General features: G+C 52.9%; 18 protein-coding genes. 11 read left to right on the top strand and 7 right to left on the bottom strand.

Features of this window, described 5'->3' with window-relative positions:
- The first annotated feature begins 143 nt into the window (after nt 1-143).
- Nucleotides 144-1,100: an AEC family transporter gene (locus FGI04_RS18085; RefSeq protein ID WP_342699647.1), complete on the top strand. Its 957-nt coding sequence runs from the start codon at nt 144-146 to the stop codon at nt 1,098-1,100.
- An 83-nt stretch (nt 1,101-1,183) separates the two neighbouring features.
- On the opposite strand, the gene FGI04_RS18080 is transcribed toward FGI04_RS18085, so the two are convergent.
- On the bottom strand, nt 1,184-1,468 hold the full coding sequence (locus FGI04_RS18080; protein ID WP_038906000.1) for a DUF2756 domain-containing protein: 285 nt from the start codon (nt 1,466-1,468) through the stop codon (nt 1,184-1,186).
- Nucleotides 1,469-1,638: 170 nt separating this feature from the next.
- On the opposite strand from FGI04_RS18080, the gene FGI04_RS18075 reads away from it, so the two are divergent.
- A complete protein-coding gene (locus FGI04_RS18075; protein WP_407337077.1) occupies nt 1,639-2,103 on the top strand; it encodes a tRNA (cytidine(34)-2'-O)-methyltransferase in 465 nt (154 codons plus the stop codon).
- Between the two features lie 100 nt (nt 2,104-2,203).
- Here FGI04_RS18075 and FGI04_RS18070 read toward each other — a convergent pair whose 3' ends face one another.
- The 4 genes from FGI04_RS18070 to cpxR form a co-directional block, all read right to left on the bottom strand.
- Nucleotides 2,204-2,977 (bottom strand): DUF3142 domain-containing protein, encoded by a 774-nt coding sequence (locus tag FGI04_RS18070; RefSeq protein ID WP_342699646.1) that lies wholly within the window; start codon nt 2,975-2,977, stop codon nt 2,204-2,206.
- Nucleotides 2,947-5,148: a PA5441 family protein gene (locus tag FGI04_RS18065; RefSeq protein WP_407337076.1), complete on the bottom strand. Its 2,202-nt coding sequence runs from the start codon at nt 5,146-5,148 to the stop codon at nt 2,947-2,949. The genes FGI04_RS18070 and FGI04_RS18065 overlap by 31 nt, the downstream gene beginning before the upstream one ends.
- 368 nt (nt 5,149-5,516) lie before the next feature.
- Entirely contained in the window at nt 5,517-6,887 is a 1,371-nt protein-coding gene (gene cpxA, locus FGI04_RS18060; protein WP_342699644.1) for an envelope stress sensor histidine kinase CpxA, read from the bottom strand.
- 16 nt (nt 6,888-6,903) lie between these two features.
- Complete coding sequence (gene cpxR, locus FGI04_RS18055; RefSeq protein WP_015848325.1) at nt 6,904-7,602, bottom strand: envelope stress response regulator transcription factor CpxR; 699 nt, start codon at nt 7,600-7,602, stop codon at nt 6,904-6,906.
- A gap of 199 nt (nt 7,603-7,801) precedes the next feature.
- On the opposite strand from cpxR, the gene cpxP reads away from it, so the two are divergent.
- Entirely contained in the window at nt 7,802-8,365 is a 564-nt protein-coding gene (cpxP, locus tag FGI04_RS18050; RefSeq protein WP_407321995.1) for a cell-envelope stress modulator CpxP, read from the top strand.
- A gap of 238 nt (nt 8,366-8,603) precedes the next feature.
- Here the strand turns inward: cpxP and FGI04_RS18045 are convergent, their stop codons facing one another.
- Nucleotides 8,604-9,092, bottom strand: coding sequence for a hypothetical protein (locus tag FGI04_RS18045; RefSeq protein WP_342699642.1), 489 nt, complete (start codon nt 9,090-9,092; stop codon nt 8,604-8,606).
- Nucleotides 9,093-9,449: 357 nt separating this feature from the next.
- Between FGI04_RS18045 and FGI04_RS18040 the strand changes: the two genes are divergently transcribed.
- The 8 genes from FGI04_RS18040 (at nt 9,450) to FGI04_RS18005 (ending at nt 18,301) form a co-directional block, all read left to right on the top strand.
- Complete coding sequence (locus FGI04_RS18040; protein WP_407337075.1) at nt 9,450-10,757, top strand: phage tail protein; 1,308 nt, start codon at nt 9,450-9,452, stop codon at nt 10,755-10,757.
- Nucleotides 10,758-10,759: 2 nt separating this feature from the next.
- Nucleotides 10,760-11,182, top strand: coding sequence for a tail fiber assembly protein (locus FGI04_RS18035; protein ID WP_342699640.1), 423 nt, complete (start codon nt 10,760-10,762; stop codon nt 11,180-11,182).
- Nucleotides 11,183-11,513: 331 nt separating this feature from the next.
- Nucleotides 11,514-12,896 (top strand): phage tail-collar fiber domain-containing protein, encoded by a 1,383-nt coding sequence (locus FGI04_RS18030; protein WP_407337073.1) that lies wholly within the window; start codon nt 11,514-11,516, stop codon nt 12,894-12,896.
- Between the two features lie 310 nt (nt 12,897-13,206).
- Nucleotides 13,207-14,361: a phage tail protein gene (locus FGI04_RS18025; RefSeq protein WP_407337072.1), complete on the top strand. Its 1,155-nt coding sequence runs from the start codon at nt 13,207-13,209 to the stop codon at nt 14,359-14,361.
- A 255-nt stretch (nt 14,362-14,616) separates the two neighbouring features.
- Nucleotides 14,617-15,633, top strand: coding sequence for a phage tail-collar fiber domain-containing protein (locus FGI04_RS18020; RefSeq protein WP_407340054.1), 1,017 nt, complete (start codon nt 14,617-14,619; stop codon nt 15,631-15,633).
- On the top strand, nt 15,633-16,253 hold the full coding sequence (locus FGI04_RS18015; protein WP_342699636.1) for a tail fiber assembly protein: 621 nt from the start codon (nt 15,633-15,635) through the stop codon (nt 16,251-16,253). Before FGI04_RS18020 ends, FGI04_RS18015 begins: the two co-directional genes overlap by 1 nt.
- A gap of 297 nt (nt 16,254-16,550) precedes the next feature.
- Nucleotides 16,551-17,909, top strand: coding sequence for a phage tail protein (locus FGI04_RS18010; protein WP_342699635.1), 1,359 nt, complete (start codon nt 16,551-16,553; stop codon nt 17,907-17,909).
- Nucleotides 17,906-18,301 (top strand): tail fiber assembly protein, encoded by a 396-nt coding sequence (locus tag FGI04_RS18005; RefSeq protein ID WP_342699634.1) that lies wholly within the window; start codon nt 17,906-17,908, stop codon nt 18,299-18,301. The genes FGI04_RS18010 and FGI04_RS18005 overlap by 4 nt, the downstream gene beginning before the upstream one ends.
- Here the strand turns inward: FGI04_RS18005 and FGI04_RS18000 are convergent.
- Nucleotides 18,285-18,752: an NUDIX hydrolase gene (locus tag FGI04_RS18000; RefSeq protein ID WP_407337070.1), complete on the bottom strand. Its 468-nt coding sequence runs from the start codon at nt 18,750-18,752 to the stop codon at nt 18,285-18,287. The genes FGI04_RS18005 and FGI04_RS18000 overlap by 17 nt on opposite strands.
- Between the last annotated feature and the right edge of the window lie 66 nt (nt 18,753-18,818).

The raw sequence follows: 18,818 nt of genomic DNA, 5'->3' as shown, positions 1-18,818 counted from the left end.
ACCCATAAATCGGCGTGTTTCGTCAGGCGTTTCCTGTATGACCTCGGGCCGTTTAGCCCGCTCCCCGGTAAGGCGTCATGCCTTACCGTCGTGACCCGCCATCAGCCTTCGCCTGGGGAGCAACGCCTTGTTAAGGAAGGGCGATGCCCACGTTTATTATTTCTCTTTGGCACCAGATTTTTCTTTCTCTACCGCTGTTTGTACTGATTGCGCTGGGGTATGCCTTGATCCGTTTCGGCCACTGGTCGTCCACGGTGACCGATGCGCTGAGTAAATTCGTCTTTTCCGTGGCGCTACCCGCCATGCTGTTTCGCATGATGTGCGACTTTTCCAAACGACCCTCGGTGGATGCCCGGTTGCTCATTGCCTTCTTTGGCAGTTGCCTGCTGGTATTCATTCTGGGGAGGGTGGTTGCCAGTCGGGTATTCCGGCTGGATGGCGTTTCCGGCTCGGTGTTTTCGCTCAGCGGTATTTTCTCCAACAACGTGATGCTTGGCCTGCCCATCGCCACCCTGATGCTGGGGCCACAAGCGGTTCCGTCTGTGGCGCTGGTGCTGGTGTTCAATGGTTTGATTTTATGGACACTGGTGACGGTGTCGGTGGAGTGGGCGCGTAACGGTTCGCTGTCGATGCAGGGGTTTACCAAAACGGCGCTCGGCGTACTGAAAAACCCGCTGATCATCGGCATTTTGTCCGGCACGTTTTACAGCCTCACCGGTTTGCCGCTACCGGATGTGGTGGACAAGCCAATAGGCATGCTAGGGCAAATCGCCGTCCCGTTGTCGCTGATCGCGCTGGGGATGGGGCTGGCGGAATACCGCATCCGTGACGGTTGGCAAATCAGCGTGGCTATCTGCCTTATCAAACTGGTGGTACAGCCGCTGGTGGTGTGGGGGCTGGCGCTGGCATTAGGACTGCCGGAGATGGAAACCCGTGTGGTGGTGCTGCTGGGGTCAATGGCGGTGGGCGTGAATATCTACCTGATGTCCCGGCAGTTCAATGTATTGGGTGGCCCGGTTGCCGCCAGCCTGCTGATGTCGACCGCGCTGGCAGGGGTGACCACGCCGTTGATCCTGACGCTGATGGGCGTGCGGGTTTAACACAGGCTCAGGCGCCTGCTCCCGTCAATGCCCGTCATGCGATTTGGACGGGCACTGACGCGTATTCGGTGATCGCAGCGATATCAGTAGCTGCGGTTGGTATTGCCGGGGGCGGATTGCTGAATGCGCTGGCGATTCTGCTCCAGTTGCTGTTGCAGTTGTTGCTGTTGTTCGCGGCTGCGTTGCTGAATTTCCTGATTGAGCTGCTGCTGCTGGAATTGTTGGCTTTGTTGCATCTCCTGTAGCAACCGCTTCTGGCTGCTGATGCCGTTTTCAAACTGCTGTTGCTGGGGTGAGATAGTTTGTGTAGCGGCCTGAGCCAGCAACGGCAGGCTCAACAGCCACATCAGGGAAGGCAGTATTCTCATAGCTCCTCCGGGGGAAACGACGGCCTTATCAGGTTCTATTCTAGCGGTTAATGCAAGCCGCGTCTGGTTTTCGCCGACAGACAGGACGATGTGCCACACAGGTCGTTGCTGGGGTATCGACAGGGAATAGACTATACTGACGCCCACCTTTTTTCGTGCCTGACTTTATCATGTTTCATATTGCACTCTATGAGCCGCAGATTGCACCCAACACCGGCAATATTATCCGTCTGGCGGCTAACAACGGTTGTTCGTTGCACCTGATCGAACCCTTAGGTTTTGATTTCGAGGAAAAAAAGCTGCGTCGTGCCGGGCTGGACTATCACGACCTGGCGAATGTCAGCCGTCACCGTAACTATCAGGATTTTTTGCAGGCAGTGGCAGGGCAGCGGATTTTCGCCTGTACCACCAAAGGCAGCCGTCCTTACGATGAGCCTGACTATCAGCCGGGTGATGTGCTGTTGTTTGGCTCGGAAACTGCCGGTCTGCCGGATGAAATTCGCAATGGTTTCGCACCGGAAAACCGCATCCGTATTCCGATGGAACCCAATTGCCGTAGCCTGAATTTGTCCAATTCGGTGGCGATCATCAGTTACGAAGCCTGGCGTCAGAATGGGTTTGGTGGCCGCTGCTGACCGGCCCTTTACCGCTGTGACGGCGTGGATATTGGGTTCCGTAACGGCTGGCAAGCGTTGTGTGGTGGCGGGTCTTGCACAGTGGCAGACGAAAGTCGGGTTAACGCTGTTGCAGGATAGGGGTACGACGCGCGGGTGTCGGGTTAAGCAGGAACACCACTTCGCCCCGGTAGAAGGGCGATGAGGCCAGCCGCCGCTGCCACTGTTCATCCCACTTCCCGTGTTGTACCAGCCCGAGCCGGAACGGCAAGGTCAGGCGCAACAGCGCAGGCAGATACGCGGTGTAATTCTCCACCGTGTGCCGCCCCTGATAGGTTTGCACCACCATTTCATCGACCACCCCGTTGAGGCGATTGAGTTGCCGAACGTCACCGGTTTTGGCCCAATCCAGCAGCCCGGTAACGCTCAACCGGCAACCGGGCGGCAATTGCTGGCGCAACACCTGTAAAAATTCAACGTAATGGGATAGATGGTAGCTTTTGGCGTCGAAATCAAGCTGGATGCCATCAAGGTGATTACCGGCGGCGGCCCAACGCTGTCGAAGGTGCAACAGGCGTTGCCATTCCGATTGACTCAGCCGCAATTCAGACACCCTAAACGACAACCACAGGTGTTTGACCGGTAGCTTGCTGACCGGGATCCCCTGGCGCAGAAAAACGGTTTTGCCGTTCCGGCGGGCGATTTCCCCCTGATGCAGGTAAAGCGTATCGGCCTGAGCGAGCACCGGTTGCGGCTGCACCGCCGCCCATAACCAGAACGCGTGATAACGCGTGGCGTCAACGGTGGCTCCGTAGGCGGTGATACTCAGGCACAGCAGGCTTGTCAGCACAACAGTACAACGGACTACCAGTAGTATTTGAGCTGTCGCGCCCATTGGCTACCTTTAAACTCGGTTTTGAGCTGTCGGAACCACGCTTTGCGGGTTTCCTTGCTGATATCCTGCGAACCGCAGTCGTTATAACCGCTGGGCGCGTAGCAATAAATCGCGCGGTAGAGCGCATAGCTCTTGTCTTCCGCTGGGGCTTTCGCGTCGGCAATCACTTGCATGTAGTTATCCAGACGGTTGAACTCCTGACCGGGATAATAATCGGTGGCATCCGTCAGGCCGTTGAGCATGTTGCTTTCACCCCAATCGAACCCTACGCCGTTACCAGTACGCAGGAAGAATTCGCCCATGCAGTTGAGTGCGTGGGCGTCGTTGGCGTTATGGTTCAGGGCTGTGACCGTTTCCTGCAAGGTAGGGCATTCATACCCGTCTTCGGTATCGCTGCCGTCCCAGCTAAACAGCGTCAGATCTTCTTCATTCCAGCTCATGTTCTCTGTGCTTTTCAGCGGTGCGATGACTTTCAGCAACTCGCTGTCTTTCAGGAAACCGGCGTAATCGCGGTGGGTGAGCTGTTTGGTGAGCAGTGTGTGCAGGGCGATGGCCCGCTCTTCCGGTGTCTGTTGCGGGCCGGTCTGTCGGTGCAGCAGATCGGCATCGGCGCTGACTTTCAGAATGGCAGAACGAAAACGCAGGTTTTTGACCGGGCTTTCGGGGGTGAAGACCCGCTCAGGATGGCCGCTATCCACCAGTGTTTGTGCCAGTGCCAGTTGCAGATACTGCTGCTGGGTGTAGGTGGTTTTCAACGTCAGCAGGTGACGCCAGTGTGCTTCCGCGTCATCCCACTGTTTCTGGCGTTGCATCGCCAGCCCGCGCAGCACCTGGCTGCTAAAGGCGGTCACATCAGAGATATCCTTGGTGGTGGTCATCGGCAGGGTTTTGAGCACCGCCACGTCGTCCCGCAATTGGTAATACTGAAACGCCGCCTGCAGGTAGTGAAACGCGTCCTGCATCCCGGCTTTTTCAAACAGCGATTGCTGACGGGTGATTTCTTCCTGCGTCAGGGCGGGTAAGGTCATCCAACCGTCGGGGCTGCGCAGGCGTTTGATGTCCTGCACCAGCATCAGAATGGGGGTATCGGCAGAGGACACAAAACGACTGTCTTCCAGCAGCTTATTGTCAATTTCGTTGCCGATGGTTTGCAGTTGCTCCACGCTGGTGGCCGATGCCAGCGCTTTGCTAAAACGCTGGGCCAGCGCAACGGTATCACCGCTGATCCATTCGGCTCGGCGGTACAGACCTTCTGCGGAGTCGGCGTATTTCCCTTTTGGGTACTGTTTCAGGTAGTCATCGATGCGTTGCACCGCCTGTTTCCCGGCCGCCTTATCCATTTTGCGTGGATCGAACATGTTGTATTCGTCCTGCGCGTCTTTCATCGCCTGATTAATCGACACCCGAATCAGCATATAGCGTGCGGTTTCTGCCACCCACGGCTGGTCGGCTGGCAACAGCTGTTGGAAGCCCTTGTCCGCCTGATCCAATTGCCCGTCATAAAATGCAGTGGCGCTGATGAGGTAGCGTCGTAACTCGCCAGCGTGGCCTGTTTCTGGCACATCGGCCAGATCGGTTGTTGCGTTATCCAGGATGTAATCGCTGGATAACATCCTCGTTCTGACCAGGGCTAACTGGGTACGCTGGGCGTCGCTCAGCGACTTATCCGCCAGCAGCAGGTCGAAAAAACGCTCAAGTGTGGTGAGGTCGTTGGATATCCAGCGGCCATCCAGGTCGACGGGGGTCAGATCGCGCAGTTTGTCCAACTCGGTATCGGGGAAATGCAACTGAACGGCTTTTTGCAGCAGTGACGCGTTCTCGTCGTTGGCTTTATCATCCGAAGGCGCGCCGGGATCGGCCTGAGTGTCGGCGTCGGTACTGTCGTCATTGTCTTCGGTGGCGTCGAGCCCCATCACGCGGTACGCGGTGAACGGGTCGACGCGGGAACGGGTTTGATCCGGCTCCGGCTGCGGGATAGGCAGCGGAATATGGTTATGGCTGCTTTGCAGCAGCATGAGATTGGTACGGGTGTCGTTATCCGGCAAAAGGTAAGGAAGTGCGGGCATACCGCAATCAGCGTCGGAAAAACCGCATACACCATCACCGGAGGCATACGCTGACATTGGTACCAGAGTGGCAATGAATCCAGCCAATAAGGCTAATCCTTTCATGTCCTTTTCCTGTGCAGGGTGTCAGGCAACATCAAGAACGTATCCATCAAACATGTGTAGGTTCATGCATGACTGAAGGGACAAACAGCATGGCCAGCGGGCAGTCTGGTTTGTTGGCAAGTCAGGGCCCGTGGCACTGGTCTACACTCTACCCGACCACAGGAAAAACTCAATTGGTTGACGGTCTGGATGTGACAACGGGCGCGCTACACCGCGCCCGAAAACCGTCCACATCCGATGCGGCGCTCCTGCCCTTGATGTGCCTGAGATGGCCTTGATACGGTCTTCTCACGGACAACGACATTCTTATGGACAATGGCATTCACACTGGCAACCGCATTCACTCTGACAACAATGCCGACAACGTCCTAACGCTGGTAGAGCGGTAACCAGAGTGTGAGCTGTAAACCACCCAGCGGGCTTTCGTCAGCTTTGGCCCAGCCACGATGTTGGGTCAGTGCCGTTTCGACGATAGCCAGTCCCAGACCAGTACCGCCAGACTCCCGGTCACGGGCTTCGTCAGTACGATAGAACGGGCGGAAAATCTGTTCCCGGTCTTCCGGGCTGACACCCGGGCCATCGTCACCGACGACAATGGTCACGCCCTGAGCGTCGACCGAGAACGACACAGCGATGCGGCTGTGCGAATAGCGCAACGCGTTACGCACCACATTCTCCAGTGTGCTGTCGAGGGCGGTAGGGTTGCCGAACAACGGCCATGGGCCCGGTGGTGATAACACCTCCAGGGTTTTGCCCATCTGTTCGGCTTCAAAGCGGGCGTCGTCCAGCACATCATTCCACAGCTCATCTGCCTGCAGTTCTTCGCGTGACAGTTCATTCTTATGCTGGTTGCGGGAGAGCACCAGCAAGTCGTTGATCATACCGTCGAGACGCTGGGTTTCGGTTTCGATACGGTTGAGTTCATTGCCTTCACCCTGACGGCGGCGTAATAGCGCGGTCGCCAGTTGCAGCCGGGTCAACGGTGTGCGCAACTCATGGGAGATATCGGATAACAGGCGTTGTTGTGCGGTAACCATGCGCTCCAGTGCGCTGACCATCTGGTTAAAGCTGGCTCCGGTCGCCCGGAATTCCTGCGGGCCAGACTCCAGTTCCGGGTGCTGCTTCAGGTTGCCGCGCGCCACGTCATCGGCCGCGTTTTTTAGTTTGCGTGCCGGTTTCGCCAGACTCCAGGCTAGCCACAACAACAATGGCGAGCTGGTGAGCATGGTGACTATCAGCAACAACAACGGGCGGTCAAACAACAGGTTGATAAAATCGGATTGTGGGCTGCTGGCGGGACGCAGCATGTACATCAGGTAGCTGTCTTCGCCATCGCGTACAGCGAACGGCCCCAGTAACTCCAGCCGACCGTATTTTTTCTTTTGCGGGAAATCCGCACTGTCGGACTGGCCGATGAAATTGCGCACTATCTGCATTTCATTACGCTGAGCACCGATCACACGCCCTTCACTGGTGACCAGCAGCAGGCGCTGACCCGGCGGCGCCCACTTTTCGATCACGCGAAACAAGCGACGCCACCACAGCAAATCATTGGCGGGATCGCTCGCCAGCTCGGCTTCGATGTGCTGCTCCAGCATCAACCCCTGCCGCTGTTCGTTTTCCAGCAGCGGGGTCAGTTGCCGTGAGTCCAGTTTCGGTAGCATCAGCACCAACATCAGCACCAGTGCCAGCGTCAGCCAGAAAATAGCGAAAATACGGGCGGTGAGGCTGTTTATCATACGATGGCGGCCTGAATCATGCGGTAGACACCATCAGATAACCTCTGCCACGCAGGGTTTTAAACCAGGGTAGCCCATCTTTTCGCTCCGGCAGCTTACGCCGCAGGTTGGAGATATGCATGTCGATGGCGCGATCGAACGGCGTCAGGCGCTTACCCAGTACTTCCTGACTGAGATGCTCACGCGAGACGACCTGTCCCAGACGTTGTGCCAGCAGGTAGAGCAGGGTGAATTCCGTACCGGTCAGGTCCAGCACTTCGTTATCGAAGCTGGCTTCCTGACGACCGGGGTTAAGCCGCAGCGCGTCCACTTCGATAGTGGGGGCACTGGCTTCGCCGGCCTGTTGTTGATCGGTCCAGTTAGAACGACGCAGGATGGCGCGGATACGGGCGACCAGCTCCCGGTCATTAAACGGTTTCGGCAGGTAATCGTCTGCGCCCAATTCCAGGCCGAGAACACGGTCCAATTCGCTGCCGCGGGCGGTAAGCATGATTACCGGCGTCTGGTAGCGTTGGCGCACTTCTTTCAGTGTGTCGATGCCGTTTTTCTTCGGCATCATGATATCCAGCAATAACAGGTCAACCGAGTCATCCAGCACGCTTAACGCCTGTTCGCCGTCATGGGCGACAACGACGTTAAAGCCTTCCATTTCGAGCAATTCCCGTAACAGGGATGTCAGTTCGCGATCGTCATCAACCAACAGGATTTTATTCATGATTTACCTACCTCCACGGGCAAAATACGCCATAGATCGCCGCTATTCCATGACTTTACTTAGTTTTACATCGTCTGACGCATGTTTGCAGCAAGGCAATTAGACTAAGCCCATCGATTAGCCAAACAGTACACGGCACACTTTACGCAAACATAAGCTGTACGTGAACACATGTAGGTGAACACAGAGGAGTCATGAGATGCGGGGCACCATCATCACGTTATCTTTTACTTCACTGCTGATGCTGGTCACCGGCACTGTGATGGCGATCGAGCATCATTCTTCTGTCGACAGTGATGCCTCTGCCGAAAGCAATGCCCCACAAGTGGGGAACTGTTATCGGGATGACTCTGCCACGAAACGTGAAGAGAGTCAGCAAGGCATGTTCGATGGTGTGAGGCTGACGGAACATCAGCGTCAGCAAATGCGTGACCTGATGCGGCAAGTGCGCCACGAACAGCCTGCTTACGAGGCGAACGATGTGGAAATCATGCATCGGTTGGTCACGGCAGAAAAATTTGATGCCCCGGCGGTGCAGGCGCAGGTCGCCAAAATGGTACAGGCACAGATTGCGCGTCAGGTAGAAATCGCCCGGGTGAGCAATCAGATGTACAACATGCTGACGGCGGAGCAAAAAGCGGTGTTAAACCAGAAACATGAGCAGGCGATGCAGGCCGTGCGCCAGCAGATGCCGGCCTCCGACTCGAGCAACCAGAATTTGCAACTGTCCCGTCAGGGGCAGGATGAGAACCCTGAGCAGTGATAGTTTTGAGTAATGAATGATAGTACCGAGTAGTGCGTGTTTTTCCGAGTAGTGAGAGTAGTGCCGAGAGTAGTGTGTGTTAAAGAAGTAACCTGTTTTCCTTGCCATAGACACCATCCCTGTCTTTTTCCCCGCCTTGATGGCGGGGTTTTTTTTGGGGCGCATTTATAACCAATTAACTCTTCTGCCTTTAACTAACACAGGCTAATACATCGATTACCAATAGCGCGGCTGGGGCCTAATTGTGACGCCATTTTTGGGTGATGGGATTACGGATGTTGTTTTCTGCCAGGGTAAAGGTGCCGTTCTGTTGTGCGATAGCTTCTCCCGTGTCGACAATCGCATTTTGTATAAAGTATTTTTCCTTATCCCCATTAATAAAGGTTAACTGGTGAAAGGCGGTCTTTTTTCCCCAATCTTCAGAAGGCAATGAGATATATCTGATGGTGTATGTTTGATCTTGAAAATTTCCCTGTATAACGTAGACGCCATAATGCTCTTCACCCTGAGAAATTATTTTATAAATACCATTGTCATAATAAAATATTTCCGCATCTGGAAAGGGTTTCTGTTCATAGAGTTTACGGTAATGTAGCGTTTGCTTGTAAGTCGGCGCACCAAAGCCAACTTCGAGTTTTTGTTCATTATTATCGGTGGTTAACGAACTTGCCTGGCTGGAACTGACGGCCATCAGCCCCAGAAAAAGAAATGAAAAATTCATCTTCATGACCTATCTCCTTAACGTTGTTTCATGATTCCTCTGAAAAATAATATGCATGCTGGTTGAGGTGACTACCCGCCTGTCGATTCTCTGGAGGAATGATATTTCTGTCATGCCAATGATGTTACTAATTATCACCCGCTTCCCCGTTATTTATGGCGATAAAAAAAATGCGATAAGATTGGTTGTGCTGTCGCTGTTCCAACCCTAATCAGGCGTGTTTTTGCTGGACTGTCAGCATAATGCCCGGTACTGCCACAACGGGCTTAAATCGCTTGAAAAAGCGCATGTCGACAGGTGTGGCGGTATTTGCTCCATGCCTGAGCATGGGTCCCTTTATCGCTAATTCTGATGAGACATATTATGAGCACGAAATATACGGCTCTGCTTACCCAGGTGGGAGCCGCCAGGCTGGCTAATGCCATCGCGCAGGGAAAACAACTGGCGATCGCACGGATGGGCGTAGGCGATGGCGGTGGTATATTACCCACGCCCGATCCCTCCCAGACTGCGCTGTTGAATGAAAAACGCCGCGCTGCGATTAATTCGTTGAGTATCGACCCCACTAATGCGAACCAGATTATTGTCGAACAGGTGATCCCGGAAAATGAAGGGGGATTCTGGCTGCGGGAAATTGGTTTGTACGATGACGATGATAATTTGATTGCGGTAGCTAACTGCCCGGAAACCTATAAGCCGCAGTTACAGGAAGGTTCTGGCCGTGTACAGACGGTACGTATGATTCTGGCTGTCAGCCAGGTTGATGCTGTGTCATTGAAAATTGACCCGGCGGTGGTGTTGGCGAGTCGGCAATATGTCGACGACAAGACATTATCTTCGCAGACGTATACCGATACGAAAGTAACGGAAGTTAAATCCTATACCGACAATGGATTAGCCGCACATATTGCTGCAGTGAATCCACACAAGCAGTATGCGCCGATTGAAAGCCCGGTATTTACCGGTAATCCCACAGCACCGACACCACCTTTATTTGATGCGGATAGCAGTATTGCGACTACAGCGTTTGTGCATTCAGCGATCGGTAATCTTTCTGGTGTGCGGCAAATCACGTCGGCCGGGAATATTGTTGTGGATGATGCCGGGCGGTTTGTGATGTTAGATGGTACGCCAGGAACGGTATTTTTACCGAGTGCCCTTGCTGTTCCAGCAGGGACGACGTTACATATTTCCTCAAGACAATCAGGATGGGTTATCAGTTCGTCAAATAACCAACCTATTGATACGACGTATTCACTCATTACATCGTTCAGAATGGGTCAGGCTGAAAATGTGGTGCTGGTGTCGAACGGTATCAATAGTTGGACGATGGCTGGTGGGGTGGTACAGATGCGTTATGCTGAATCCCTCCGTTGCCTGCCTGCAACGAATGGTTATCAGGTTTTACCGTCAGGTGTCATTTTCCAGTGGGGAATGCTGGCGATGTCACCCAGTGTTGCCAATGTTTATAAAACACAGTCGTTTGCATTTCCGATAGCATTCCCGAATGCGCTGTTTTCTATATCTGGTGCCATCAGGACCGGGATTTCCGCTGAGGCGTTTGTTAATTCGTCGTTTGAGGGAGCATCTAATGTGGGGGCAACCTGGTATTACTCATCAGGTTTGCCGGTTTCTGGCTGCATCATCAGTTATCTGGCTGTAGGATTTTAATTATGCGTTATTTCTCCCCTTCAACTCGTGGTTTTTATCTTTCAGATATTCATGGTAGCTCTATGCCGTCAGATGTGGTTGAAATCAGTGATGATGATTATCAGACATTGCTGGCCAGACAGGCGGCTGGATATATTATCCAGTTTGATACGTTATCCGGTAAGCCGGTTGCGGTACCAATCCCTGAGCCATCTGCTGATGAGTTAGCTAAGGTGGCAATAGCCACTGCCGGGAAAGAATTACAGGAGCGTCGTTCGGTGGCAACATCGCGGATTACGGAGTTAATGTATGCTGATGAGCTGGGTATGGCTACTGATATAGAAAAAAGTGCATTACCCGAGTGGAAACGATATTTGGTATTACTCAGTCGCATTGACACCACTACTGCACCAGATATCGACTGGCCGGAGTTACCGAAGAAATAAATTTAACGCCAGTATTTAAAATATAGCGGATTGCATTTATTTTTCAGATATTCTCTAGATTGGAGTGGGCTTCTAAATTACATCGTTATTTCTTTGATTTGGAATGTTTACTCTTTTCTATTTTCCCGCCTTAATGGCGGGTTTATTTTTATCAGTACTGTTGTGCCATGGTAGATACAACCCCCGTCGGACGATTTACCCCCTATCTCTTTGCATAATGTTGTCAGAGGCAACAACAACATGAAATGGCTTGCAAAAGCAGGTGGTGATTCTTGCTGTGCATTATGGCGATACAACGTGACTGTTTAAGGTAACCCGGAAGGAAAATGGTATGGCGGCAAAATATATAGCATTGCTCACTCAGGTGGGTGCGGCGAAACTGGCGAATGCCACGGCATTAGGGAAAATACTGAATATTACCCATATGGGGGTGGGGGATGGCGGGGGTAACCCGACAACACCTAATCTGACTCAGACGGCATTAATTAATGAAAAACGTCGGGCGGAATTAACGACTCTGAATGTGGACCCCGCTAATCCAAACCAGATTATTGCCGAGCAGATAATTCCAGAGAATGAAGGGGGATTCTGGCTGCGGGAAATCGGGTTATACGATGCGGATGGGGATTTGATCGCGGTTGCCAACTGCCCGGAAACCTATAAACCACAGATGCAGGAAGGCTCTGGTCGCGTACAAACGGTGCGTATGATTCTGGCTGTCAGCCAGACTGATGCAGTGTCATTGAAAATTGACCCAGCGGTGGTGTTGGCGAGTCGGCAATATGTTGATGGGCAGGCGATTCAGGTCAAGGTTTACGTCGATAACCAACTTGCGACCCACATTGCCGCTGTAAATCCGCACAAGCAGTATGCGCCGATTGAAAGCCCTGCGCTGACGGGGGTACCGACTGCACCAACGATAAATTCCGGGAATAATTCCTCTCAGTTAGCCACAACCGCATTTGTGCATAATGCGCTCGCTGATAATGCATTCGCACTCGATTTTACCGGCATCGTAACGAACTGGGACGTGCCATGGGATGCCAAAAGTGGGTTTTACAAGGTAGATCTAGGGACGTATTCAGAGGCTGTTCTCCACTTCCACGGTTCTTCGTCCAGTTGTACTGCGCTTCAGCTTGCCGCGCATTATGGTAACCGAGGGCTGAGTTATCGGACATCACGCGATAACAAGGGTTTTGAGAATGACTGGGAGCAGATTTATACCACCGGATTCAAGCCGTCACCTGCGGATATTGGGGCTATTTCTGTATCTGAGCTAACTGGCATACCACTGCCCTGGCCGCAGCCTATGGCACCCACTGGCTGGCTTAAATGTAACGGTCAATCGTTCGATAAAAACCTATATCCCAAGTTGGCACAGGTTTATCCATCAGGCTTGTTGCCCGATTTACGTGGAGAGTTTATTCGTGGCTGGGATGATGGGCGCGGGGTAGATAGCAACAGAAGCCTGCTTTCACTGCAGGGCGATGCAATTAGAAATATCACAGGTTTTGTTAGTGGTGCTTTTGTTGGATTTGATGGATTCCAGGGGGCATTTTTTGATACTGGCTCACGATTTGCGAATACCGCTGCATCAACGGGGCGCGCAAATCTGAACGATGATTTTGCGTTTGATGCCTCAAGAGTTGTACCTACAGCTAATGAAAATCGCCCTCGCAACATCGCCTTTAACTACATTGTGAGAGCGGCATAATAGGCGAAAGATATTTTGTTGATGAAGTAAATATCTTCTGAGAATAAAAATATGTTGAATATTCTATTCAGTATGTACTGACTGAATATTTCACTCTCCCCCTACCCGCCTTAATGGCGGGTTTATTTTTATCTGCAATGTTGTGCCATGGCGGATACAACGCCTGTCAGACGATTTGCCAGCCGTCTCTTTGCATAATGTTGTCAGAGGCAACAACAAAATGAAATGGCTTGCAAAAGCAGACGGCGGTCTTCGCGGTACGGATTGCGATGCCATATGACGGATTAAGCTGACCTGAAAGGAAAATGGTATGACGGTGAAATACATGACATTGCTCACCCAGGTGGGAAGGGCGAAACTGGCGAATGCCGCGGCATTAGGAAAAATGCTGAATATTACCCACATGGGGATAGGCGATGGGGGCGGTAACCCGACAACGCCTGACCCGGCACAGACGGCATTAATTAATGAAAAACGCCGGGCGGTATTGAATGCCCTGAGAGTGGATCCCAATAACCCAAACCAGATTATTGCCGAACAGGTGATCCCGGAGAATGAGGGGGGGTTCTGGCTGCGCGAAATCGGGTTATATGATGCGGATGGGGATTTGATCGCAGTCGCCAACTGCCCGGACACCTATAAACCGCAGTTGCAGGAAGGCTCGGGTCGCGTGCAAACCGTGCGTATGATTCTGGTGGTCAGCAATGCCAGTTCCGTCACCCTGAAAGTGGACCCGTCGGTGGTGCTGGCAACCCGTCAGTCGGTTGATGACAAAGCGATTGAGGTGAAAGCTTACGCCGATGGGCTGATGACCAGCCATGTGAGTGAGGCGAATCCACACAAGCAGTATGCACCCATTGAAAGCCCGGCATTGACGGGGATTCCCACCGCGCCGACCGCAGTGGCAGGAGCGACCACAACACAACTGGCAACGACGGCATTTGTGGCAGGGGCGGTGAATGCGCTGTCAGATAAAACCGACAACAACATCAAACTAAAACTGGATATTAATGACATCGTGGGTATTCCACTACCCTGGCCGCAGGCTAACGTGCCTTCGGGCTGGCTCAAATGCAACGGTCAGGTGTTTGATAAAAACGTGTATCCACGGCTGGCACAGGTCTACCCATCGGGAGTATTACCGGACTTGCGTGGTGAGTTTATTCGTGGCTGGGATGATGGTCGTGGTATAGATGCGGGACGAGCCCTTTTATCTGCACAAACAGGTTCGCTGATCGTTGGCGATATTGGTAATAATATTAATATGGCTACGTTAAATAATGTTATTGATGCGGTCACGAAATCGAATGTAGGTTGGGATATTGCAGATTTGACAGCAAGCCAATATCCATCAATCCGGGTTAATATCGTTGGTGGTGCATTAACTGCAACAAATCCGTATCCATATTGTGGTGTTTCTCGCCCCCGGAATATCGCTTTTAGTTATATCGTGATGGCGGCGTAATATCCCATGGGACGGTTTTTCCGACTGATTTTTTCTTTATTTAATATATTTGATGTTGGTTTTTTTATTTATGGACGTATAGGACTGGATTTATCATTTCTGTTGTGCCATAGCAGAAACAACGCCATCAACAGGTAATTATTTTAGCGTCTTTGCATAATGGTTGTGAGAACGCAGAACGAACATTCGACTCTGGTATTACGGCAATATTTTTGCTGCTGACTCTATTTTAAATTTATTCAGACGAGATAAACGATGGGAACCAAATATTTTACGATTCTCACCCATATCGGTGAGGCGAAATTAGCGCAGGCAATCTCAACCGGAAAACCACTGGAAATTACCCAGATGGGGGTGGGGGATGGCGGTGGCGTATTACAGGCACCGGACCCGACGCAGACATCACTGGTGAATGAAAAGCGCCGGGCGGCGATCAATTCCCTGAGTGTGGACCCGGATAACCCCGGTCAGGTTATTGCCGAGCAGGTAATCCCTGAAAATGAAGGGGGGTTCTGGCTGCGTGAAATAGGGCTTTATGATGCGGCCGGTAATCTGATTGCGGTGGCAAACTGCCCGGAAACCTATAAACCGGAACTGAAGGAAGGGTCGGGCCGGATTCAGACCGTGCGCATGATTCTGATCGTCAGCCGTACTGATGCCATCACCCTAAAATTTGACCCGACGGTGGCGCTGGCGACACGGCGTTATGCCGACACACTGCTGGCCGGGCATCTTGCTGAGCCTAACCCGCATTCGCAGTACCTGCTGATCAGTGAGTTTGTGGGGATCCCACAACCCTGGCCGCAGGCGACCGCCCCGGCAGGCTGGCTGAAATGTAACGGCCAGTCGTTTGATAAAAGCGTTTATCCCCGGCTGGCGCAGGTCTACCCGTCGGGTGTGCTGCCGGATTTGCGCGGCGAATTTATTCGTGGCTGGGATGATGGGAGGGGAGTGGATAATGGAAGGGAGGTATTAAGTTATCAAGATGCTTTAGTTGCAGGGCATGTCCATCCGCTAGCCAGATTGTGGTCATCGTCGGATGAAACTAACGATTCCACAAGGCACTTAGGGGTATCAAAAAACATATTTAACGTATCAGCGAAAAATGCGGGTAATGGGGTTCTTGAAAATGTCGATACTGGATTGGGAATTGTGATCGGTTATGGGGCTGGTGGTAGTTTGACTTCGACAAGCTCGATAAAAAGCAATACATCATCAATGGATAATAGGCCTCGCAACATCGCCTTTAACTACATCGTGAGGGCGGCGTAATGACGATATCGACGCAGGACGTGCGCGCAGTGCTGGCGGCAGACGGGCTGGCTACTCAGGCAGGCTGGTTGCGGGTGTACCACGTGGATGTGCTCACCCGTGAGTACGATGGTTACAGTGACGAATACCTGATGGCCGGTACCGGGATTCCCGCCCATAGCTACGCCGATGAGCCGCCGCAGCCAGAGGTGGAAGGGCAGGCGCTGCGGCGCTCGGCTGACGGCCTGCAGTGGGAATGGGTGCCTGATTTACGTGGGCAGACCGCTTACGACACGCAGACCCGTCAGCCACAGGTGGTGAGTGAGTTGGGTGCGTTGCCCGCAAACCTCACCCTGCTGCTGCCTGCCAGTGCCTTTGACCGTTGGGAGGGGGCGCAATGGGTAACGGATACGGCGGCCTATCAGGCAAGCCTGGCGCAATCGGCCCGACAGGAGTATGACGCCCGTCGCCAGATAGCACATGACCGCATTCGCGAGCTGACCTATGCGCAGGAACTGGACATCGCCACCGAGCAGGAAACCGAGGCGCTTAAAAGCTGGAAAATCTATCTGGTGCAGTTAAGTCGTGTCGATTTGAGTCATACACCGGACATCGACTGGCCGACTCCACCATCACACTGATGAGACGCTACACCCGTTCGGAATAACGCGGCGTTGTTATTCCGAACGGGTTGTTTTTTGCTACCCCCATTCCAATGCGTTATCCCTCCTGGGTCTTATCGCGCGTTCCTGTTACCGACCCTGTAGTGATGAGGTTGTTGTGCCATCGCTGCCACATCCGTATGAACGGGTGATTTAACGGGCCATCAGCATAATGGTTGTCAGACGGCAGACAGGACAGTGCACGCTTGCCGTGTGCTGATTCTCCCCGACGACTGCCTGACCTTTTCCTTTACATTCATGCTGATGAGAGAAACGATGGGAACGAAATACTTTACCTTGCTCACCCAGGTGGGTGAGAAAAAGCTGGCGGCGGCGATAGCCGCAGGAAAAGCGCTGGAGCTGGCCCAAATGGGCGTGGGGGATGGCAACGGTGTACTCCCCACCCCCGATCCGCTGCAAACCAAATTGGTCAATGAAAAGCGACGTGGGGTGATCAACTCGCTAACGGTTGACCCGGACAACACCAATCAGATGATTGCCGAGCAAGTGATCCCGGAAAATGAAGGGGGATTCTGGCTGCGTGAAATCGGGTTGTACGATGTTGATGGTGACTTGATTGCGCTCGGTAACTGCCCGGAAACCTATAAACCGGAACTGAAGGAAGGATCGGGCCGGGTGCAGACGGTGCGCATGATCCTGATTGTCAGCCGTACCGATGCAATAACGCTGAAATTTGATCCAACGGTGGCGCTGGCGACACGGCGCTATGCCGATACCTTGCTGGCTGATCATGTCGCTGCCGTTAACCCGCATAAGCAGTATGCGCCGATTGAAAGCCCGGCATTTACCGGTACACCTGCGGCACCGACCGCCGTAGCAGGAACGAGTACGACACAACTGGCAACCACGGCGTTTGTTGCTGCCGGGCTATCAGGGAAAATGGATAAAAATCAGAACGGTGCTGATATTCAGGACCCGACTCAATTTGTCAAAAACCTGGGCTTAGAAAATCGTTTTGCAGGCCGCATTCTGCGCATAAAAAAAATCACCTCAAGCCAGAATTATCAATGGCCTGATGATGTGTCTGCTATTGATGTCACCATCTGTGGTGCAGGTGGCGGTGGCGGTGCGGCGGCGGCGTCCCCACAAAATTATCACTCGGCAGGTTCCGGCGGTGGTGCGGGCGGCTGGGCACGATCTTTTTACCGTAAAGGTGATATTCCGGCGTTGATCTATCTGGAGGTCGGTGCCGGCGGTATGGGGGGTGTAGATGCGAGAAATGAGCCGGGGTCTGGCGGCGCGACAAAATTTGGAACGTTAATGACGGCGAGCGGGGGATCGAGGGGGGCTAACGGTATCGCAGCCGCAATCGGTATGTCACTTCTGATGGGTAATGGCGGTGGTGGAACTGGGGTTGGTGGGAATCTTGTCGCGGGTTTTGGCGGCTCAGGGACACCTGCGATTTTTTTCAGTAGCGGTCATGAATCCGGTGCGGGCGGCGATTCTGTTTTTTCATTCGGTGCCCCACCGCTAACGTCGAATAGTTCGATTGCAGGGATCGATGGTATCGATGGTTCTGGTGGTAGTGGTGGGTATGAGATGCCAGGTGAGCCTGCTACTAAAGGCGGTAATGGTGGTAATGGCGTCATTATGATTGTGGAGTATTCAGCATGAGTAAAATATACGCGGTAATCGAAAACGGCGTGGTGATTAATACTGTGGTCTGGGATAGCGATGTTGGGGCTGACTGGAAGCCGCAGAATGGCGCACTAATCGATATTTCATCAGAACGTGTCGGTGTCGGTTATCTGTATTCTGACGGTGTATTTACGCCACCTGAAAAAAGCCGGGATGAATATATTGCGGACGCTACGCTACGAAAAACGCAGCTATTGTCAGAAGCACAAAAAACGATAGCAAACTGGCAGACCGATCTTCTGCTGGGCGTGATTTCTGATGATGATAAAAGCCGTTTAGTGCGCTGGCGCGAGTACATGAAACAGGTCGATGCCATTGATGCGCAGAGCGCACCCGATATCACCTGGCCTGCTACTCCTGTGGCGTAACCGGACAAGCTCTGCCCGGCCACAGCATTTCAACCAACTGTTCCGGGTAGACCTTATCCTGTGTAGCGAGGAGTTCATCGCGGCTCCACCAGTGATGGTCTCGCATCACTTCCTGTTCATGCGCTGTCCAGTTGCCAGTGTGGAGAGTACTGTCGGTGATAGGGATGACAAAAAACCGTTCATCGGCAATCACGGTGTCTCCGTCAGGCATCGCCATGGTAAAGGTACGCGTAGCGATACACGGGCCGGGATCCTGACGACGGATACCGGTCTCCTCCCACAGCTCTCGTACCGCCGCCTGCTCAAACGTTTCTCCGTTTTCTACCGCCCCGCCAGGTGTTGCCCAATAACGCTGTCCGGCAAGGGCATCCTGAGTATGATGGAACAGGAATAGCAATACCCGTTGTTCAGGGTTGAGAATCAGCAGGCGTGAAGCTGGTCGCCGTTTCATACGATTTCCCGATGTCTATCTGGTCGTCACTATTTTCCCCATTGCCAGACGTGATGTCCATGCCTG

This window comes from Dickeya ananatis (assembly GCF_019464615.1).
GTDB classification, from domain to species: Bacteria; Pseudomonadota; Gammaproteobacteria; order Enterobacterales; family Enterobacteriaceae; genus Dickeya; species Dickeya oryzae.
Note: the sequence above shows the minus strand (reverse complement) of the source record. Positions and strands in the feature narration are given on the sequence as shown.

Excerpts from the sequence above, each read along its gene's own strand:
- FGI04_RS18030 (WP_407337073.1), top strand. The coding sequence starts at position 11,514 with ATGGCGGCAAAATATATAGCATTGCTCACTCAGGTGGGTGCGGCGAAA.
- cpxP (WP_407321995.1), top strand. The coding sequence starts at position 7,802 with ATGCGGGGCACCATCATCACGTTATCTTTTACTTCACTGCTGATGCTG.
- FGI04_RS18015 (WP_342699636.1), top strand. The coding sequence starts at position 15,633 with ATGACGATATCGACGCAGGACGTGCGCGCAGTGCTGGCGGCAGACGGG.
- cpxR (WP_015848325.1), bottom strand. The coding sequence starts at position 7,602 with ATGAATAAAATCCTGTTGGTTGATGACGATCGCGAACTGACATCCCTG.
- FGI04_RS18020 (WP_407340054.1), top strand. The coding sequence starts at position 14,617 with ATGGGAACCAAATATTTTACGATTCTCACCCATATCGGTGAGGCGAAA.
- FGI04_RS18065 (WP_407337076.1), bottom strand. The coding sequence starts at position 5,148 with ATGAAAGGATTAGCCTTATTGGCTGGATTCATTGCCACTCTGGTACCA.
- FGI04_RS18010 (WP_342699635.1), top strand. The coding sequence starts at position 16,551 with ATGGGAACGAAATACTTTACCTTGCTCACCCAGGTGGGTGAGAAAAAG.
- FGI04_RS18080 (WP_038906000.1), bottom strand. The coding sequence starts at position 1,468 with ATGAGAATACTGCCTTCCCTGATGTGGCTGTTGAGCCTGCCGTTGCTG.
- FGI04_RS18025 (WP_407337072.1), top strand. The coding sequence starts at position 13,207 with ATGACGGTGAAATACATGACATTGCTCACCCAGGTGGGAAGGGCGAAA.
- FGI04_RS18040 (WP_407337075.1), top strand. The coding sequence starts at position 9,450 with ATGAGCACGAAATATACGGCTCTGCTTACCCAGGTGGGAGCCGCCAGG.
- FGI04_RS18035 (WP_342699640.1), top strand. The coding sequence starts at position 10,760 with ATGCGTTATTTCTCCCCTTCAACTCGTGGTTTTTATCTTTCAGATATT.
- FGI04_RS18085 (WP_342699647.1), top strand. The coding sequence starts at position 144 with ATGCCCACGTTTATTATTTCTCTTTGGCACCAGATTTTTCTTTCTCTA.
- FGI04_RS18070 (WP_342699646.1), bottom strand. The coding sequence starts at position 2,977 with ATGGGCGCGACAGCTCAAATACTACTGGTAGTCCGTTGTACTGTTGTG.
- FGI04_RS18075 (WP_407337077.1), top strand. The coding sequence starts at position 1,639 with ATGTTTCATATTGCACTCTATGAGCCGCAGATTGCACCCAACACCGGC.
- FGI04_RS18005 (WP_342699634.1), top strand. The coding sequence starts at position 17,906 with ATGAGTAAAATATACGCGGTAATCGAAAACGGCGTGGTGATTAATACT.
- FGI04_RS18000 (WP_407337070.1), bottom strand. The coding sequence starts at position 18,752 with ATGAAACGGCGACCAGCTTCACGCCTGCTGATTCTCAACCCTGAACAA.
- cpxA (WP_342699644.1), bottom strand. The coding sequence starts at position 6,887 with ATGATAAACAGCCTCACCGCCCGTATTTTCGCTATTTTCTGGCTGACG.
- FGI04_RS18045 (WP_342699642.1), bottom strand. The coding sequence starts at position 9,092 with ATGAAGATGAATTTTTCATTTCTTTTTCTGGGGCTGATGGCCGTCAGT.